This is a genomic window from Streptomyces viridiviolaceus (genome assembly GCF_014650995.1).
GTDB lineage: Bacteria > Actinomycetota > Actinomycetes > Streptomycetales > Streptomycetaceae > Streptomyces > Streptomyces viridiviolaceus.
In genome coordinates, this window is record NZ_BMWA01000007.1 from 92,339 (window position 1) to 112,567 (window position 20,229).

Annotated in this window: 8 protein-coding genes; all 8 read left to right on the plus strand. The window is 71.4% G+C overall.

Features of this window, described 5'->3' with window-relative positions:
• The first annotated feature begins 12 nt into the window (after positions 1-12).
• The gene (locus IE260_RS11410) at positions 13-1,809 is read left to right on the plus strand and encodes an acyl-CoA dehydrogenase family protein (RefSeq protein ID WP_189870592.1); all 1,797 of its coding nucleotides are present in this window, start codon (positions 13-15) and stop codon (positions 1,807-1,809) included.
• Positions 1,806-8,927, plus strand: coding sequence for a non-ribosomal peptide synthetase (locus IE260_RS11415; RefSeq protein WP_189870595.1), 7,122 nt, complete (start codon positions 1,806-1,808; stop codon positions 8,925-8,927). The genes IE260_RS11410 and IE260_RS11415 overlap by 4 nt, the downstream gene beginning before the upstream one ends.
• Position 8,928: 1 nt before the next feature.
• Complete coding sequence (locus tag IE260_RS11420; protein ID WP_229880644.1) at positions 8,929-10,287, plus strand: MFS transporter; 1,359 nt, start codon at positions 8,929-8,931, stop codon at positions 10,285-10,287.
• Positions 10,265-13,339 carry a type I polyketide synthase gene (locus IE260_RS11425; protein WP_189870599.1) on the plus strand — a complete coding sequence of 1,025 codons (3,075 nt, stop codon included), beginning with the start codon at positions 10,265-10,267 and terminating at the stop codon, positions 13,337-13,339. Before IE260_RS11420 ends, IE260_RS11425 begins: the two co-directional genes overlap by 23 nt.
• On the plus strand, positions 13,336-14,154 hold the full coding sequence (locus IE260_RS11430; protein ID WP_189870601.1) for a thioesterase II family protein: 819 nt from the start codon (positions 13,336-13,338) through the stop codon (positions 14,152-14,154). The genes IE260_RS11425 and IE260_RS11430 overlap by 4 nt, the downstream gene beginning before the upstream one ends.
• A gap of 17 nt (positions 14,155-14,171) precedes the next feature.
• Positions 14,172-15,941 carry a non-ribosomal peptide synthetase gene (locus tag IE260_RS11435; RefSeq protein WP_189870602.1) on the plus strand — a complete coding sequence of 590 codons (1,770 nt, stop codon included), beginning with the start codon at positions 14,172-14,174 and terminating at the stop codon, positions 15,939-15,941.
• A 304-nt stretch (positions 15,942-16,245) separates the two neighbouring features.
• On the plus strand, positions 16,246-16,719 hold the full coding sequence (locus IE260_RS11440; RefSeq protein ID WP_189870604.1) for a hypothetical protein: 474 nt from the start codon (positions 16,246-16,248) through the stop codon (positions 16,717-16,719).
• A gap of 146 nt (positions 16,720-16,865) precedes the next feature.
• On the plus strand, positions 16,866-20,114 hold the full coding sequence (fxsT, locus tag IE260_RS11445) for an FxSxx-COOH system tetratricopeptide repeat protein (RefSeq protein ID WP_229880646.1): 3,249 nt from the start codon (positions 16,866-16,868) through the stop codon (positions 20,112-20,114).
• The last annotated feature ends 115 nt before the right edge of the window (positions 20,115-20,229 follow it).

Here is a 20,229-nt window from a genome sequence, read left to right on the forward strand (position 1 = left end):
GACGCCATCACCATGGGGACGACCACCCACAACGCCCTGAGCGATCCGAACCGCGAAAGCTTCCTGGAGGAGTTGTACCGGGGCCGGTTCCGATGGGATCTGATACGCGATTTCCCCACGCAGGGGAAGGAAGACGCGGACCTCGGCAGGGCCTTCATCGACGAGATGACGGATCTGCTCCGCAAGAGAGTGGACCCCGACGCCGTCGACCTCCAGAAAAGCCTGCCCGAGGGCTTCATCGAGGAACTGGCCGGACGCGGGTACTTCAAACTGCAACTGAACTCCGGGCTCGGCGGCCACGAGCTGTCCCACTACAACACGTTCAGGGTGCTGGAGTCGGCCGCGAACTGGTGCATGCCCGTGGCCATGTCCCTGGGGATCGAGAGCACGCTCGGGGCCGGTGCCTTCCTGCCGCTCGTCCCCGAAGGCCCGTTGCGTGACCTCCTGCGGCAACACGTGCTGCGGGACGGCTTGTCGGCCAGCGCGGACTCGGAGCCCACCGGCGCGGCCAACCGCGACAGGACCACCACAGCCACAGCCGTGCCCGCAGCGGACGCCTACCTGATCAATGGGGAGAAGATCTTCGTCGGTCACGCTCCTGTCGCCGGCCTGGTGGGGGTGACCGCCATGGTGCACGACGGCGAGGGCAGCCGCATACGGGAATTCTTCCTGCACACCGACAGCCCCGGTGTCACGGCGGGGCAGTGGCACGAGTACATGGGCCTGAAGGGCTTCCCCAACGGCTGGCTGCGGTTCGACGACGTACTCGTACCCGCTGACCAGATGCTCGTGGAGCCCGACACGGAACACCGGGTGAGGATGACGGCGACGTCCTCGGCGTTGGTCATCAGGGGGCGGTTGTACCACATCGTGGCGCCCTCCCTGGCGGCCGCGCGACTCTGCAACCGGTGGGCCCGGGAGTTCGTGGCGCGACGGACGGTCGACGGACGGCCGCTGGGGGAGTACGAGGAAATCAGGCGGCAACTGGCGGAATCACTGGCGGAGACGTTCGCCATCGAGACGGTCGCCCAATGGTGCCTGCTTCCTGAAGACCAGGACAGAGGACTCAATGTCCGCTTCGAACAGAACGCCGCCAAGAACATCGGCACCGACCTCGGCTGGGGCATCCTGGACCGGACGCTGTCCCTCATGGGAGGCGAGGGTTACGAAACCTCCGGCAGCAAGGCGCGCCGAGGCGCGCCGGCAGTGCCTATGGAGCGACTGCTGAGGGACGTACGAGGCCTGCGGATCTCCGGCGGGGTGGACTTCCAGATCGACAACTGGATCGCGCGGTTCTACATCCTCTCCTACTACTACCCCCGGCCGGAGTCGGCGACCGAGCCGGCCCCCTCGGACCCGGCCGCTGCCTGTATCGACGACGCCCACTTGAGCAGCCGCAACCTCGACCACCTCGGGGCAGTCGCCGCCGGGGTCCACGAGTTCGGGCGCATCTGCTCGGACCTGGTCCGCGCGCACCCGGACCGCTCCGAACTCCTGCAGAAGGAACGCACGCTCATCCTGCTCACCAGACTCGCGAGGGAACTGCTCACAATGTCCCTCGTCCTGGCCCGCGCCTCGGCCATGGCCGGAGGAGGGGACGACAGCGGACAGGGCCTGGCCGACGTCTACTGCACCTCGGCCGGACACCGGGTGGCCGACCTGGAACGGCGGCTGTCCACCTCGGACCCGGCACCGGACCTCGCCGCGCTCGGCGACGCCTGGCTGGAGAACCCGGCCCCGGCTCATCCGGTACCGGACACGCCCGGCGCCGCGACCCGTGACGACATCGCGGAAGGAATACAGGCGTGAACGACAGCCCGGAGCAGATCCCCCTTTCCGTCGGTCAGGAAGCAATGTGGGTCGTCTGGCAGCGCGACCCCGAGCAGTGGATACACATCATGCCGGCGCCCTTCTCGGTGCGCGGCGTGATCGACCCCGCGCGTCTCGGCCGGGCCGTGGCCGCCGTCGGCCGGGCGTACCCGCAGCTCCGTGGACGAGTGGTCGTCGGCGCCCGGGGGCCAGTGCTCGACTGGTCCGACGCCCCCGGTATCCCGGTGCGCGAGTCGACCACGTCCCTGCCCCGTGAGAAAGCCGTCCGCCGTGCCTGGCAGGTGCCCTTCGACCTGCGCCGCGGGCCGCTGGCCCGGGTGGACCTGCTCCACGGGCCGGACTACATGGTGCTGTTGCTCGCCGTCCACCACCTGGTGTACGACGGGGCGTCCGTCCTGATCCTGGCCGACGCGCTGCGGCGTGCCTACACGGGGGAGGCGCTGCCGGCCGACGACCCCGTACCGGCGCTGCGGGCGTTTGCCGACCGCTCCCGCGAACTGGCCGACACACAGGCGGGTGACGCGCACCGCGCCTACTGGCGCCGGGCTCTCGGAACGGACACGCCGAGGCCGTTGCTGCCACGGCGCGTGGACGGGTCCGTGGGCGAGCCCGCGTACACCACGCTCGGCGAGCGGCTGCCGTCCGGCCTCGTCACCCGGCTCCGCTCTCGGGCGGCCGAACTGGGCGTCTCCTATGTCACCGTACTGCTGGGCGCCTATTACGCCCTGCTGCATCGTTGCAGCGGGGCGAGCGACCTCCTGGTGTTCCTGCCCTTCCACGGCCGGACCGACGAGGCCGTGCGGGAACGGGTCGGCTGTTTCGTCAACACCCTTCCGATCCGGGTCGAGGTGGACGAGCGCGACACCCACGCGGACCTGCTGGCCCGGGTACGGGGCCGGGTGAAGGACGGCATGCGCCACGGCGACCTGCCGCTGCCCGCCGTGATGCGCGCCGCCGGACTGACGGGTCCCGAGGCGCACGCCCGCACGCATCAGACGGTGTTCCAGTACTGGAACACCGGGTCGCGCCAGGGCGTGGATCTCCAGGCGCTGCGCCTGGAGGCCGTCGGCTCGTCCGCCCTCCTGAGTCTGCTGGAGGTGGAGAGCAGCGCGGGCTTCCCGCTCGCACTGATGGTGCGTGAGGACAGCACCGGAACCCATGTCCTGTGGAAGGACCCGGCTGGAGTCGTGGGGCCCGCACAGGTGTCCGCGATGGCGGCCGGCTACCGCGAGGTGCTGGAAACAATCGCCGCCGACCCGCACACCCAGCTGTCGGCACCGAGCACGGATCCCGGAGTGCCGGAGCCATCCCCCGAGCCGGGAGAGCGGTCAGGTCCCCCACGTACCGAACCCGCACGGCCCGCGCAGGCGGACCGGCCCGCGGTGCATCCGCGGGAACTGGCCGAGATGCGGCAGGTCTGGGAAGACACGCTGGGGATCGACGACATCGATGAGCAGGACTCGTTCTTCGAACTCGGCGGGCACTCGCTGCTGGCCGAACGGCTCACCCTCGCGGTCTCGAAGCGGTTCGGCCGCGAGGTTCCGATCCGCGTCCTGTTCGATCACCCCCGTCTGTCGGACTTCGCCGCCGCTGTCTGCGCAGCCGCGCCGGAACGGTCGGCCGCGCCCGTGCCGCAGACGTTCCCGGCCTCCGCCTTCCAGCAACGCGTCTGGCTGGCCGAACAACTGGAGCCCGGGCGGGGCGCGTACAACGTGCCGATGGCTTGGCGGGTCGCGGGCGGCGGCCTGGATCCCGCGGCACTGGAAGGGGCGCTGGCCCGGCTGGTGGAACGCCACGAGATTTTCCGTACCGCGTTCCACGAGCGCGACGGAGAACCGTTGCAGGTGGTGCTCCCGCCGTGGACGCCCGAGGTCGATCGCGTCGACCTCGGGGACGAAGCCGACCCCGAGCGCGCGTTGGACGACTGGCTGCACGAGGCATCCCAGCACGAGTTCGATCTCGTCTCGGGGCGGTTGCTGATCGCCGCGCTCGTCGAGACGGGAAGCGGCCAGGTGCTCTTCCTGTGCGTCCACCACCTGCTGTGGGACGGCGAGTCGACGGCCATCCTGCTCAAGGAACTGGCTGCCCACTACACCCTCCTCGCTCCGGCGGACGGCACCGGTCAGGGGGGTGCCTCCAGCACAGCGTTGAAGGCACGCGCGGCGTGGCTGCGCCCGGCCGCCGAACCGCTGGAGCTGCCCGGGCTGCGGCCCCGGGGGAGGGGCCTCCCTGTGCAGGGGTACGAGGAAGAGACCGTGGCGTTCGCCGTTCCTCAGGAGCGGGCGGTGTGCGAGGCGGCCGAACGCCTCGGCATCGGGCCCCGGGACGTGCTGCTTGCTGCCTTCGCTGCCCTCGTCGGCTGGTACACCGGCCGACAGGACCTGCTCGTCGGCGTCGCGCACGGCGCACGACCCTCTTCGAACCGGCACATGGTGGGTCCGCGCACCGATGTCCTGCCCGTGCGGCTGCGGCCTGAGGTGGCCGAGGACTTCGCGACGCTCGCAGCCCGTACGGCGGCCGAGCTGACGGAGGCGGCTGCCCACGCCCAGGCACCGGCTGACGAGTTGATGCGGCTCGTGGACCCGTCGAGAGCTGACCGGACGGCCCCATTGAGCCAGGTGCTCTTCGCCTACGACGACGGGGGGTACGAGGGTCACGACCACGGGCCGGGATCAGAGGCGCCCGGAAGCCATGCCATCTGCGCCAACCACGACGTGGCCCTGCTGCTGCGACGGCGTGCCGGAGAGTTCGAGGGCCGGCTCGTCTTCGACGGGCGGTGCTTCGATCACGACCGGATGCGGACCATGGCCGAGCACTACCGTCGGCTGCTCGGACAGCTCATCGAGACACCCCGGCGAGCCGTCGGCGCGGCCGATCCGCTGACCGAGACCGAGCGGTACACGCAACTGGCCGTCTGGAACGGCACGGAGACCGACTACCCGCGGATTCCTGTCCACGAGGTCATCCGGCAGCGTGCTCTCGCGCGGCCGCACGCCGTCGCGGTGACCGCGAACCGGACCGCACTGACCTACCGTGAGCTGCTGGCGGACGCCGAGGCCACCGCTCGCGGACTGCGGGCCGCAGGCGTGCGAAGCGGTGAACTGGTGGCGCTGGTGCTGCCCAGAGGACCCGAGCAGGTCCGGACGATCCTCGCAGTCCTGCTGACGGGCGCCGCCTACGTGCCGGTCGACCCGGCCGTCCCGGCCCAGCGACTGGAGTTCGTCCTCGCCGACTCGGGCGCTCGGTGGGCCGTGGTGCCCGACGAGCCGGCCGTACCCCATCCCGGCCTCGCCGGCTTCGGCGGCCAGGTGCTTCGGGGGAGCCGGCTGCCCGAGTCGGGCGAGGACGACACCCCGTTGCCGGACGTTCCGCTCGATTCTCCCGCCTACTGCATCTACACCTCCGGCACCACCGGCCGTCCCAAGGGCGTGGTGATCAGCCACCGCAACCTGATCCGGCTGCTGCACAACGACCGGTTCCCCTTCTCCTTCGGACCGTCCGACGTGTGGACGGTGTTCCACTCCGCCACCTTCGACGTCTCCGTGTGGGAGTTGCTCGGTGCACTGTCGCACGGCGGTCGTGCGGTGCTCGTTTCGGAGGAGCAGGCGAAGGACCCCGCGTTGCTGTGGGAACTGGTCCAGCGGGAACGGGTCACGGTGCTGTGCCAGACGCCATCCGCCTTCCGGGGGCTGCTCCAGGCGGAGCAGAGAGCAGCAGCCGCCCCCCATGCCCTGCGGTGCGTCATCTTCGCGGGCGAGGCACTGCGCCCCGCCATGTTGAAGACGTGGGCGGACCGCTATCCGCAGGTACAGCTGGTGAACATGTACGGCCCCACCGAGACCACCGTGTACGCCAGCATCCACACGGTGACCAGGGCCGACATGGACGCGGACGCCAGCGTGATCGGCTCTCCACTGCCGACGACCACGCTGCTGCTCCTTGACCGGCACACCGGCCGGAGGCTACTGCCGGCGGGTGCCGTGGGCGAGATCTACATCGGCGGCGCCGGAGTCGCGGAAGGCTATCTGAACCGTCCGGAGCTCACGAGGGAACGCTTCGTGGTCTCCCCGGTCGGTCCCGGCCGGCTCTTCCGCAGCGGCGACCTCGCCAGCTACGGTCCTGACGGCGCGCTGCGGTTCCACGGCCGGGCCGACGCCCAGCTGAAACTGCGTGGATACCGGATCGAACCCGCGGAGGTCGAAACCTGTCTGCGCCGGCACCCGGCCGTCGCCGATGCGGTGGTCTTCGCCCAGGACGACCGGCTGGCCGCCGTCGTGCAGAGCACCGACCCGCCGCCCGTCGAGGCGCTGCGCGCGCACCTCGCCGCGACCCTGCCCGACTACATGCTTCCGTCGCTGTTCAAGACGGTCACGCACATGCCGCTGACGCCCCAGGGCAAGCTGGACCTGAAAGCGCTGAAGAACCTGAAAGCGCTGAGGGAGCCGGAGGCGTCCGACACCAGAACCGCCGCCCACGAGGACGGCTCGGACCGGGCGCGGCCCCTGACCCCGACAGCCGCCGCCCTGGCCGAGATCTGGAAGGCCCTGCTGGGCGTGTCCCCGATCGGCTCCGACGACTCCTTCTTCCTGCTCGGCGGGCACTCCATGCTGGCGTTCCAACTGGTCGACCGGATCGGTGAACGATTCGCCCTCACACTGACGGTGCGAGCCGTGTTCGAACACCCACGGCTGCGGGACCTCGCCGGCCTGCTTGACCGTGAACTGGCCACACGAGCCGATGCAATCCCGGACGGAACGCAAGACGTCCCCGTGCCCGTCCCGGCTGTCCCCGCCGGCGCCGGGTGGCCGGCCGCCGGCGGGTTCCAGCGGAGCATCTGGCTCGCGGAACAGTTGAAGGGCCGAGGACGACACAACGTGTCCATGGCGTGGAAGACGTCCGGCCGACTGGACGCGGAGCAGCTGGAGGAGGCGTTCGCCCTCCTCGTCGAGGGACACGAACTCCTGCGCACGGCATTCGTAGCGGAGGCCGATGTCCTGCGGCAGGTGGTGAACGAGCCCTGGCGGCCGGAGATCGAGAAACTCGACCTGAGAACGTCACAGGACCCCGACGGGGAGTTGACACGTCGGCTGCACGAGATGGCCGCCCACCCCTTCGATCCGGCGACGGGCCGGCTGCTGCGGGTCGCACTGGCCGATCTGGCGGCAGATCGGCAGGCGCTGCTGGTGTGTGTGCACCATCTGGCGATCGACGGCGAGTCCGTGCCCGTTCTCCTCGACGAGCTGGAGCGCTGCCACCGGGCGGTGCACCGGGGGGAGCGCCCGGAGCCCCCGGCGCTGCAGTACCGGGACTTCACGGCGGCGCAGGAGGCGCTGCGCGACACCCCGCGGTACCGGGCCGACCTGGCGTACTGGCGGGAGAGATTGGTCGGCGCCCCGGCCCGCACCGACCTCCCCGCCCCCACGCGGACCGAACCCGACGGAGTGGTCCGGGTACCCCTGCCCGCCGGAATGGCGCGCACACTGAGACCGCTGCTGACCGAGCACCAGGCCACCCCGTTCATGGCGTTCGGCGCCGCGCTGGCCCTGGCGCTGCACCGCTGGACCGGGCAACGGTCACTCACCTTCGGCGTGCCGATGACGATCAGGGACCGGGCCCGCTTCCGGAACCTGCTGGGCCCGTGCCTCGACACGGTGGTGCTGCGCTTGGACATCGGCCCGGAGGGTGAGGCGCCGGACGCGTTCTCCACCGCCCTGCGCGCGGTCCGCCGCCAACTGCTGGCCGCGAGGGAGCACTCCGCGGCGCCTTTCGGAGACGTCCTGGACCTGCTCCGACCCGAACGTGCCGCGGGGCGCACGCCGTACGTCGACGTCATGCTGAACATGGACCCGCGCCCCGGCACACCTCCAGTGCTCGGCGGTGCGGACCTGGAGCCGTACGTGCCGGATTCCCTCCTCGCGCACGCACCCAAGTTCAGCCTCGTGCTGACGGTGACGGAACGAGAGGGCGAGCACGCCGCGCTGCTGTCCTACCGGGGCGATCAGGTGTCCCGGGCAGAGGCCCGTGAACTGGCCCACGATGTGGCGCGGCTGCTGACCCGGCCGGCCGGTGAACGGCCGTCGCTCACCACAGCCGCAGTGCCTTCTCCGGGCCGGGCGGAGCTACCCCCGCAGCCTGTGGCGCAGTACCGCGAGTTCACGGCGGCGCAGGAGGCTCTCCGCGGTACTCCGCGCCACCGGGCCGACCTGGCGTACTGGCAGCAGCAGCTGGCCGGCGCCCCGGTCCACACCGACTTCCCCGCCCCCGCGCGGCCGGAGCCCAATGGACTGGTGGAGATTCCGCTGCCGGCCCGGCTGTTGGAGACGCTTCGTCCGTTGCTGGCCCGGCACAGTGTCACCCCTTACATGGCCGCCCTGACCGCCTTGACGGCGGTGCTCCACCGCTGGAGTGCGGCAAACGACGTGGTGATCTGCACCGAGATGAGCAACCGCGACGCGCCGGGCTTTGCGAACGTGCTGGGCCCGTGCCAGAACACCGTGGTGCTGCGCTCCCTGATCGAAGAGGGCACCACTTTCCTGGATGCCCTGTGCGCCTCGCGATCGCAGGTGCTGGCGGCTTTCGAACACGCCTGGACCCCTTTCGACGAAGTGGTGCACCTTCTCAATCCGCCGCGGCAGCCGGGACGGACCCCCTACAGCGATGTGTCGCTGGAGTTCGCGCCCGCCGGTGGTCGACGGTCGGCAGTCGGCGGGCGGTCCCTGCACGCGATCGACATCGGCCGGGCCGGCGCGGGATTCCTCGGCAAGACCGGCATCACGGTGTCACTCGCCCTGGACGGCGAGCAGATGTCGGGCCGCATCGCCTATCGAGGCGACCGCCACCGACGGCGAGACATGGAGCAGCTCGCCACCGCCTTCGGCCGAACACTGGGAAGCCTCACGGACCAACTGACCAATCCGGTGGCCGGCCCCGACCTCAGCATCCCGCATGCCATGGAGCCGGACTTCACCGGTCCGGACGCCATCCGCCCAGACGTCCGGGTGACGATCTTCCCCGCCCCGGACCCGCATGGGCAACGGAGCACGTTCGCGGCCGAACCGTCCCGCACCCCGTCGCCCGACCGGCAGAGGCGAGGCTGAGGTGGCCCCCACGCGTCCGGACGGCGTCCGGTGTGGAAGCCACCCGGTCCTGCGGGTGGTGCTCCTGGCGGAGACGGTGTCGATCCTGGGCACGCAACTCGGTGCGGTGGCGACACCGTGGCTGGTGCTCACGCTCACCGGCTCCCCAGGAGCGGTGGGAGTGGTGACGGCGTGCCAGTTCGCCGCCGTCACCGTGTTCGGGCTGTTCGGCGCCCCGTGGGTGGCCCGCCTCGGCCCCTGCCGAGTGATGCTGTACGGCGACGTCCTGTGCGCCGCGCTCGTCGCCCTGCTCCCCCTTCTCCACGCCGTCGACCGACTGTCCATCGGGGTGTTCGCCGCGGTGATGTTCGCAGTCGGGGCCACCTTCGCTCCGTACATGGCAAGTCAGCAGAGCATTCTGCTGGACCTGGTCGGTACCGACGAGCAACTACTGAGCAGGGCCAACGCGGCCTTCCAGACCGCGTCGCGGCTGAGCATGCTCCTCGGGCCGCTTCTCGCCGGATTCCTCATCGCCACACTGACGGCGCCCCAGGTACTGCTTCTGGACGCCCTGAGCTTCGCCGTCTCCGCACTGCTGCTGCGCCGGCGACTGCCTCGGACAGTGGGCAAGAGCGGGCCCACCGCCCGCCCGTCGCTCGGCGAGGGGCTGCGCGCCCTGCGTTCGGACCGACTGGTGACGAGCTGGACCCTTGGCCTGACGCTGAACGAAGCGGCCTGGCAGGCGATGTTCGCACTGTTCCCTGTCATCGCCTTGATCCGGGCGGACGCCTCCCCGGTGGTCGCGGGGACGCTGCTGGGGTCGTACGGCGGCGGAACCCTGCTGGGCACCCTGGCCGTGGGACGGCTGCTGCGTCTCGTCTCGCCCCGCGTCCTGGCCGTGGCCGGACGCGTGGCCCTGGCCGCGGTGTTCCTGACTCTGCTGCTGCCTCTGAGCGTGGGCGGGACGGCGGGCTGCCTGGCGGTGGTGGGCCTGCTCAACGGGGTGTCCCTGGCACCTGCCACCGCAGTACGGGCCCTGCGCATCCCGGAACGCCGCCGGGCCGAGGGCCTGACCACCGCCACGGGCCTCGTCATGGCCGGGGGGACGGCAGGGTGGGCCCTGGCGGGCTTCGCCGCGCAGGCGGCAGGCCTGAACCCGACGTTCCTGGGCCTCGCGGTCCTCCAGGCCGGCGCCGCGGCCCTGTTCGTCTCCGGCGCGCTGGGAACGCGGGCCGACACCGTGCAGGACGGCGTCGGCCCGCACCCCACGGCACCTGTCCGACTCGAGAATTCCGCCTCCGCGGCACCGGCGCGCGACGCGTCGGCCACCGGACACGGGCGGAACAGGAAGGAACGGCATGACAGCCACCGATCCCACTGACGTCGCCGGTCGCATCGAATGCACCGATTCCGCCGCGGACGAGGCCGGGTGGGTCGCCGTCATCGGCATGGCGGGCAGATTCCCGGGTGCCTCCACGGTGGAGCGATTCTGGCAGAACCTCCTCGACGGCGTGGAGTCCGTCTCCGTACTGCACGACAGGATCTCACCGCAACAACCGGAGTACACACCGGCCTACGGACTGCTGGCCGACGCGGCGTCGTTCGACGCGGAACACTTCGGCTACTCCCCGCAGGACGCACTGATCATGGACCCCCAGCAGCGCCTGCTTCTCGAGTGCGCGCACGAGGCACTTGAACGGGCCGGACACGGCAACCCGAACCGGCCGTCGACCGGTGTGTTCGCCGGTGGATCGAACACCCGGTACGGCGAACGCGTACGGGCGCGAATCGACGAGCTGCCGTTCGTCGACGAGTGGCAGATCGCCCACGGCAACGATGCCGACTTCCTCAGCTCACGCATCGCCTACAAACTCGGCCTGACCGGGCCCGCGGTGTCGGTCCTGACGGCGTGCTCCACCTCCCTGGTCGCCGTGCACATGGCGGTCAGGTCGCTGCTGGACAAGGAGTGCGACATGGCACTCGCGGGCGGGGCCAGCGTGCTCCCCGAGGCCCCCGCCACGCGTTATGTGCCTGGCGGCATCGTGTCTCCCGACGGCCACTGCCGGACGTTCGACGCCGCCGCGGCGGGCACCGTGGGAGCCAGCGCCGTAGGACTGGTGGTGTTGCGTCCGCTCGCCGATGCGCTTGCGGACGGCGACCACGTGCACGCCGTGATCCGCGGCTCGGCCGTGAACAACGACGGCCGCGACAAGATCGGGTTCACCGCGCCCAGCGTGTCCGGTCAGGCGAGGGCGGTCCGCGCCGCCCAGCTCGTCGCCGGGGTGGGCGCGGAGGAGATCGGCTACGTGGAGGCGCACGGCACCGCGACCCCACTCGGCGACCCCATCGAGGTCGCCGCGCTCACCAGGGCCTTCCGTGAGAGCACCGATCGGCGCGGCTACTGTCGCATCGGTTCGGTGAAGACCAACATCGGCCACGCCGACGCCGCCGCCGGCGTGGCCGGACTGATCAAGGCTGTGCTCTGTGTGGAGCGGGGCATGCTCCCCGCCAGCCTCCACTTCGAGAACCCCAACCCGGACATCGACTTCGCCGACTCGCCCTTCGAGGTCAACGACGAAACCCGCCCGTGGGACACCACGGACGGAAGGCCACGCATCGCCGGCGTCAACTCGCTCGGTCTCGGCGGGACCAATGCCCATGTGGTGGTGGCCCAACCGCCGCCCCCCGCCCCGACGACGGGAGCACGGTCGCACCAACTGCTGCTGGTGTCCGGCAGGACGCCGGCCGCGGCCGACCGGGCCGCCGACCGACTGGCGGCGCACTTCGACGACCACCCAGCGACCGACCTGGCGGACGCGGCCTGGACACTTCGCACGGGGCGCGACCACCACGCGTACCGGCGGTTCGTGGTAGCGGGAGACACAGCGGAGGCTGCGGCGGCACTGCGCGCAGATCGACCGGCGGGTGCGGCCGCCACGCGGACAGAACGGCCACTCGTCTTCATGTTCGCCGGCCAGGGCGGCCAGGAAGTCGGCATGGCCCGCGAACTGTACGACCAGGAGCCGGTGTTCCGCCGACACCTGGACGAGATCACCGAGCTGGCCGCGGGCCCCCTGGGCCTGGACCTGCGCGGAGTGCTGTTCCCCGACGGCGAGCACGACCGCGCCATGGCGGCCGGACGCCTGGGATCCATCGCGGTCGGCCAGCCGGCGGTCTTCGCCGTGCAGTACGCCCTGGCGCGTCTGCTCATGTCCTGGGGCGTGCGGCCGGGTGCCGTGGTCGGGCACAGCCTCGGCGCGTACGCCGCCGCCTGTCTGGCCGAGGTCTTCTCCCTGCCGGACGCCGTGCGGCTGGTGACGGAGCGCGGCCGACTGCTCGGTTCGCTGCCGACCGGCGCCATGGCCGCGATACGGCTTCCCGAGTCGGAAGTGACGCCGCTGCTGCCCGCGGGCCTCGCCGTGGGCGCGGTGAACGGACCCGGTCAGTGCACGGTCACGGGGCCGGCCGACCTGGTGGTCCGCTTCGCGCGGCAGCAGGCGGACAGGGCGGTCGAGACCCGGGTCCTGCGCATCGCCACCGCAGGACACTCGGCACTGGTCGAGCCGATCATGGCGCGGTTCGCCGAGACGCTGGCGGGCCTGACGCTTGAGGAACCGCGACTGCCGATGGTGTCGGACACCACGGGCGAGTGGACCCAGCCAGGCGCCCTGCGGTCGGTGGACTACTGGGTGAACCACCTGCGCCGCCCGGTCCGCTTCGGCCAGGCTCTCACGACGCTGTTCGGCTCCGCGGACCTGGCCCTGGTCGACATCGGCCCGGGCCGGACTCTCTCCACCCTGGCTCGTCAGCACCCTGGGCACAGCGACGGGCGGCTGGTCGTGCACGCCTCGCCGCACCCCGCAGAACCCGTCTCCGCGCTGGCCACCCTCCTTGGTGCCGTGGGCCGCCTCTGGTCCGCCGGGACGTACGTCGACCTCGGTGCCCTGCACGGTGACGAACGGCGCCGCCGGACACCGCTGCCCACCTACCCGTTCGAACGGCGCCGCTTTCTCGTACCCCCGGTCGTGTCCGGGCACTGGGAGGCCGGGGCGGCCGGTGACATAAGCGTTTCCCGGACCGGCACGCCGGCCACGACGACACAGGCCGGGGCGGCCCGGGACGGCACGGCGCACGGGGACCGTCAGGACGGGTGCGAGGTGCTGGGTGCGGTGCTCGACGCCTACGGGAAGGCCCTGGGGACGCCGGACGTCGAGGCACATGACGGTTTCCTCGATCTCGGGGGCGACTCTCTGCTGGCCACCAAACTGGCGGCCTGGGCGGCAACGGAGTTCCAGGTGCCCGTCTCGGCCGTTGACGTACTGCGCGCCGCAAACGCGGCGTCGCTGGCCCGCCTGATCCGGGAGCGCGCAGAACAGGGCGCCGCCCCGGTGCCGCGACAGGGCCCGGACATGCCGGAGTCGAGCGCAGGATGAGCACCGAACACATCAGCGGACGCAGCGCCGAAGACACCTCCGGGCGCCGCTTCGCCCGCAGCCCGTGGACCTTGGGGAAGACCATGCCCGGTGATCCCGGCGTCGTCCTGTACTGCTTCCCTCACTCGGGCGGCCTGGCGGGCGAGTACATCCGTCTGGGCCGGCAGCTTCCCGGCGTGCAGGTCTACGGCATCTGTCCGCCGGGCAGGGGCGGGCGCGCCGCGGAGCCACCCGTCACGGAAATGGACGCACTGGTGGCCGCACTCCTGGACAGCACCCGGTTCAGCGGGCCGTTCGCGTTCTTCGGGCACAGCCTCGGCGCGCTCGTCGCGTTCGAGGTGGCCCGGGAACTGTGCGCACGAGGCCGGGAACTGCCCGCCCGGCTGATCCTGTCGGCTTACCCCGCCCCGCATCTGCCCCGCACGGCCCGGGACCTTGCAACACTGCCCGACGACGAGCTGACCGAGGCCGTCTGCGACCGCTACGGGGGGATACCTGCGGAGGTGGCCGAGGATGCCGACCTCATGGAACTGCTTCTGCCGGCGTTCCGGACGGACTTCACGATCCTGGAGAACTACCGGCACCGCCCCGGCGCCCCGCTGCCCGTCCCGCTGGACATCCTCGGCGGGGACCAGGACTCGGTGACGGCCGGACAACTGTCGCAGTGGTCCCGGCACACCAGCGCCGGCTTCCGGACGCACAGGTTCACCGGCGGCCACTTCTACTTCCGCGACGACCCGGCCGCACTGATCACAACCCTGCGCGCTGTCTTGGCCCCCCACCAGCCGACCGCCGGAAGGGGCGGCGGAACGTGAAGGAGAAAACGAACACAATGGACGCCACGAGCCGATCTTCCGCCCAGGCCACAGGGCACACCGGTGCGCCCGTCACGGGCGCGGCCGTACTGCCGGAAACCGCGCCTCCGCCCCCGCGGACGCTGCTCGACATCCTTCGGGCCACGGTCGCCGCTCACCCCGCACACGAAGCGATCGACGACGGAACGACAGTGCTGAGCTATCGCTCCCTGGCCGCGGAGGTCGACGCGGGCGCCGAACGGCTCCGCGGGTTCGGTATCGGCGTCGGGGACCGGGTGGGCGTGCGCATGCCCTCCGGGACCACCCAGCTCTATGTCGCGATCCTCTCCGTCCTCGCTTCCGGCGCGGCGTACGTTCCGGTGGACGCCGACGACCCGGAGGCCCGTGCCGAGTGGGTGTGGTCGGAGGCCGGGGTGTGCGCGGTCGTCGAGGCCGGGGGGACCCTCCGCCTGCGCGACGGGGTTTCGCCCGGTTCCGGTGCCGGCGCCCCGGCACCGGAGGACGATGCCTGGGTGATGTTCACCTCCGGCACCAGCGGCCACCCCAAGGGGGTCGCCGTCACGCATCGCGCCGCCGCGGCGTTCGTCGACGCCGAGGTGCTGTTGTTCTCGCCGGACGGCTCCTTGGGACCCGGCGACCGCGTGCTCGCCGGACTGTCCGTCGCCTTCGACGCCTCCTGCGAGGAGATGTGGCTTGCCTGGAGCCAGGGGGCGTGTCTCGTTCCCGCTCCGCGTGTCCTGGTGCGTGCGGGGGCCGACATCTGCCCCTGGCTGGTGGAGCGACGCGTCACGGCTGTGTCCACGGTCCCCAGTGTGGTTGCGCTGTGGCCGGCGGAGGCGCTCGCCGGGATCCGTCTGCTGATCCTGGGCGGCGAGGCGTGCCCACCGGAACTCGGCCACCGTCTCACCACCAGTGTCGGCGTGGTGTGGAACGTCTACGGCCCCACCGAAGCGACGGTGGGTTCCTGCGCCGCCAGACTGTTCCCCGGGGAGATCGTACGCATCGGCCTGCCGCTGGCCGGCTGGAGGCTCGCGGTCGTCGACACCGATGGCCGGCCCGTGCGCTGGGGCGAGACGGGTGAACTCGTCATCGGGGGAGTCGGCCTGGGACGGTATCTCGACGCCACCCTGGATGCCGAGAAGTTCGCTTCTCTCCCAGGGATCGGCTGGTCGCGGGGGTATCGGACCGACGACCTGGTGCGGGCGGAGCGCTCCGGTCTCGTGTTCGTCGGCAGGATGGACGAGCAGGTGAAGATCCGTGGGCACCGGGTCGAACCTGAGGAGACGAGAGCACTGCTCGCTGCTCATCCGGCGGTGACGCAGGCGCACGTGCGAGCCGTCGACGACGGCAGCGGGCCGTACCTGGTCGCCTATGCGGTGACCGCCGAAGAGAACCTTCGGGAGCTGCGTACCTATCTCGCCGAGCGCCTGCCCGTCGCGATGCGGCCCGCGGTCATCGTTCCGATGGACAGCATGCCGCTCTCGAGCAACGGCAAACTCGACCGGAACGCGCTTCCGTCCCCCGTTTCCCAGGCGCCGGACGTCTCGCCGCCGGACTGCACGCAGACCATGCGACAGATCGTGGCGCACGCGTGGTGCAGCGTGCTGAAAGTCGACCAGGTGGAACCGGACGACAACTTCTTCGACTTGGGCGGTCATTCGATGCTGCTGATCAAAGTGCAACGCCGACTCGCGGATTGCCTCCGCCGCCCCATTCCGGTCGTCGAGTTGTTCGCCCACCCGACGGTCCGCACAATGGCCGCCTATCTCGACGGCCTCGGGGACTGATGCCCGCCGCGGCACGCGGGCACGCGTACCGAAGCCCTCACGTACGCCGGTCTGTCCGAGGCGGTCGACGTCCGGCCGGCACCGCTGGCCAACTGGCAATGGAGTCTCGCCATGCCCTGTGAACCTCGACATGGACGCCCGGCTGAATCTCACCCCAGGTACGGTGCCCGGCCCCTGTGCCACGGCCGCCATCTTGGCGGAACCAGGGACAGCGGCGGTGCATGTCTGATGGAGTGACGTGGTGAAGGCACCGGTGTAGGTGCGTGCCCCGGTTCGGACTGATCTCCCAGGGGGAAGGGCGAGGATGCTGTCGGAGGCGATGACTGCGCTGGCTGCGGCGGGAGGCACTGCGGTGGTGCAGGCCGCAGGCACAGATGCATGGACAGGGGTGCGCCGGCAGGTGGCCCGTTGGTTCGGCCGGGGAAATCCGGAGCGGGAACACGCCGAGCTGGAGCGCCTCGATCAGACCGCGGGCGAGCTGGAGGCGGCGCGGCCGGCCGAGGTGGAGCGGGTGCGTATCCGTCAGGAGGCCGCATGGCAGGGCCGGATCGAGGCCCTGCTGGAAAGTCTGGAGGACGTCGAGCGGGCCCGGGTCGCCGATGAGCTGCGCCCCCTGCTGGCCCAACAGACCTCCCACCGCAGCGTGTCGGCCGGCCAGAGCGGTCTGGCCGTGGGCGGGAACGTGGACGTCCGGGCCGACCACGGGTCCGCTGCCGCTGTGACCATGGGGAATGTGACACTGGGAAACCGTTCCCAGCCGGGTCCGCACCAGGACTGAGCGCACCCGGTACCGCCTCGGCCGCGCCGGCTCCCCACATCGGCGGCATCTTCGCCGACCACGGCAGTATCGCCGTCGGCTACGCCGGGCAAGTCCACCACCACGCCCCGCCGCGCACACCAGCCGCCTGGCCGCACCAGGTCGGCGTGATCCCGCCCCGCGCCCTGTCCTTCCAGCACCGGGCCGAGGTCGATCAGTTGGGGTCGGCGGTCGGCAGCGGGGGTACTGCGGTGCTCGGCCAGGTACTGACCGGGACCGGCGGGGTGGGCAAGACGCAGTTGGCTGCCGATTACGCCCGCACCGCCTGGGACAGCGGTGAGGTCGACGTACTGGTGTGGATCAGCGCGAGCAGCCGCTCAGCGATCCTGGCCGGCTACGCGCAGGCTGGTGTGGAGATCCTTGCCGCCGACCCCAGCGACCCCGAGCAGGCCGCGCGGGCGTTCCTGGCCTGGCTGGAGCCGAAGGCCGGCCAGAAGCCGTGCCGGTGGCTGGTCGTACTGGACGACGTCGCGGACCCGGCCGATATGCGCGGCTGGTGGCCGCCCGCCAGCCCGCGCGGCCGTGTCCTGGTCACCACGCGCCGCCGCGAGGCCGCTCTGACCGGAGCGGGCCGACGCCTGGTGACCGTGGGCTTGTTCACCCCTCAGGACGCCGCCGCCTATTTCACCGCCGTACTCACCGCGCACGACCGCCACGAGCCCGCCGACCAGATCGACAGCCTGGCCGCCGACCTGGGACACCTGCCCCTCGCCTTGGCCCAGGCCGCCGCCTACATCATCGACACCCACGTCACCTGCGCCCGCTACCGCCGTCTGCTGGCCGACCGGCTCAGCAAACTGGCCGATCTGCTCCCCGACCCCAGCGCCCTGCCCGACGACCAAGCCGTCACGGTGGCGGCCACCTGGTCCCTCTCCATCGAACACGCCGACCGGCTCCGTCCCGCCGGCCTGGCCCGCCCCATGCTCCAACTCGCCGCGATGCTCGACCCCAACGGGATCCCCGCCGATGTCCTGACCAGCCGACCCGCCCTCACCCACCTCACCCGCCACCGCACACCCGACACCCAGCAACCGATCTCCGCGACAACCGAGGACGCCGCAGGCGCGCTGCACGCCCTGCACCGGCTCAGCCTGGTCACCTACGCGCCGGGCCGGCCTGTCCAGGTCCACGGACTGGTGCAGCGTAGTGTGCGCGAGCAGCTTCCGCCGGAACTGCTGGCCCGGGCCGTCCGGGCGGCGGCCGACGCCCTGCTCCAGGCGTGGCCACAGACGGAACGTGACTTCGCCACCGGGCAGCGGTTCCGCGCCAACACCGAGACGCTGCGGTCCCATGACGAGCACCTGCTGTGGTCGGACCACGATGTGCACGAGGTCCTACTCCGGTTGGGCCAGAGCCTCGGCCGTGCGGGGTTCTATCAGGCATCGATGGACCACTACCGGCAGCTCGCGGCCACCTCCGCCCAAAAGTACGGCGTCGGCTACCCCCGTACCCTCACCTGCCGCAGCAACTCCCTCCGTTTCCTGAGGTTCACCGCACGCCCCGCAGAGGCCGTGGCGGCGTACACGGAGCTGGCCGCGGACTGCGCCCGCCTGGTCGGGCCGGACGACCCCGCCACCCTCGACGCCCGCGGCGAGCTTGCCGGCGCCCGGGCCGAGGGGGGCGACCTGGCCGGTGCGCTGGTCGACTACCAGGGACTGCTTGTCGACCACCGGCGCGTGCGGGGCCCGCACCACCGCAACACTCTCTCGGTCCGCTCCAGGATCGCCTCCCTGCACGGCGATATGGGAGACGCGCCGCGCGCTGCCGCCCTGTACGAGGAGCTGCTCGGCGACTGCCGGACGTACCTTGGGCTCCTCGACGACATGACCCTGGACGTACGCATACAGCTCGCGCGCCTGCAGGGTCAGGCGGGCGACCCTGTCGGGGCCCGCGATCGGTTCGGAGAGCTGTTGGACGAGCACCTGGCGGCGTTCGGCCGTGACGACTACCGCACCCTGGTGGCGAGGCACGAGCTGGCCGAGTGGCGGGCCGCTGCCGGAGATCCAGCTGGAGCCGCCGCCGAGCTGGCGGACATGATCGACGACGCAGTGCGGGTCCTGGGCGCCCACCACATCGATGTCTCCCGGGCCCGCTACTCCCTGGGACTCCTGCGCGCCGAGGCGGGAGACACCACCGCGGCACCGGCTGGCATGGACGAGTCGGCCCGCGCGCTGGAGCAGATTTTCGGGCCTGACCACCCGCTCGTCGTCGGAAACCGTGCCGTGCTCCTGGGGTGGCAACACGCGCTGGTGGAGAGCGATCCGGTCGCCGCCGCCGAGGTCCTGAAGGAGAAGGGTGCCGCCCTGCGCGCGCTCTTGGGCCCCGACCACCCCCAGGTGCTGGAGTCCCGCCGTATCCTCCTCGGTATCGGGGGCCTGATCGGTGACCCGGGCCAGACAGCCGAGGAGTTCGCCGTGCTGCTCGCCGACTGTCGACGGGCCCTGGGCCCTGAACACCCCCTCACCCTGGCGATCCGCGCGGATTTGGCTGACTGGCGTGGCGAGGCGGGCGACTACTCCAGGGCGGTCGCCGACCTCCGCGACCTGCACGGAGACATGGCTCGGGTGCTGGGCCCGCACCATCCGGAGACCCTGCGCGCCCGTGGACTGCTCGCCGAGAAGCTGTACGCGGCGGGCGACACGGCGGCGGCCCTTGAGGCGTACGAGGATCTGATCGCCGTGCACCGCCGGGTGCTGGGCCCGGACCACCCGGACACCCTCCGGCTGCGCACAGCCCTCGCCGACTACCGCTCCGACGACGCGGAGGCGGACACGATGATCCCGGTCTACCAGGATCTGATCGCGGACTTCGCGCGGGTCCTGGGCCCCGACCACCCCCGTACGCTCGATATGCGCAGCCGCCTACTCGTCTGCCGGGCGGAGGCGGGCGACCCGGCCGGAGCGGCCGCGGAGTGCCGCGAGCTGCTCCGCGACTACCAGCGGCTCATGCCGCCCGACCATGTCGAGACCCTGCCCGTCCGCGCCACCTACGCCCAGCTGCTCGCGGAGAGTGAAGACTTCACCGGGTCGGCCACTGCGTACGAAGACCTGCTGCCGGCGGCCCTGCGGATCTGGGGCCCCGACCACCTCGGCTCGCTGATGATCCGCGGCTGCCTGGCCGAGGTGCGGGTCCGGCGCGACCGCGCCCCGGCCGACGGCCTCGTCGCCTTCGCCGCGCTCCTGGACGACTGCGTGCGCGTCCTGGGCCCCGGCCACCACGTCACCGAGGCCACCCGAGCTTTCCGGGACGCCTTGCGTCAAAGCGGCTCGGCCCTCCCGTCCGCTACGTACAACAAGCTGCTGGACCAGTACGCGAAAGCCGAGCGCTCCGGTCGCGCGATGCCCACCGCTGGGTGATCCCGCCTGCGGAGCTCCGCAACCGATCTCACTGCGGTTCGGCTCGAACGGGCCTGCGCTGTTCGCAAATGGCGTCGTCAAATGATCGTTTGCCGACAGATATGGCAGGCGTCCA

Coding starts and splice junctions, on each gene's coding strand:
- IE260_RS11410 (WP_189870592.1), top strand. CDS start 13: ATGGGGACGACCACCCACAACGCCCTGAGCGATCCGAACCGCGAAAGC.
- IE260_RS11425 (WP_189870599.1), top strand. CDS start 10,265: ATGACAGCCACCGATCCCACTGACGTCGCCGGTCGCATCGAATGCACC.
- IE260_RS11430 (WP_189870601.1), top strand. CDS start 13,336: ATGAGCACCGAACACATCAGCGGACGCAGCGCCGAAGACACCTCCGGG.
- IE260_RS11435 (WP_189870602.1), top strand. CDS start 14,172: ATGGACGCCACGAGCCGATCTTCCGCCCAGGCCACAGGGCACACCGGT.
- IE260_RS11440 (WP_189870604.1), top strand. CDS start 16,246: ATGCTGTCGGAGGCGATGACTGCGCTGGCTGCGGCGGGAGGCACTGCG.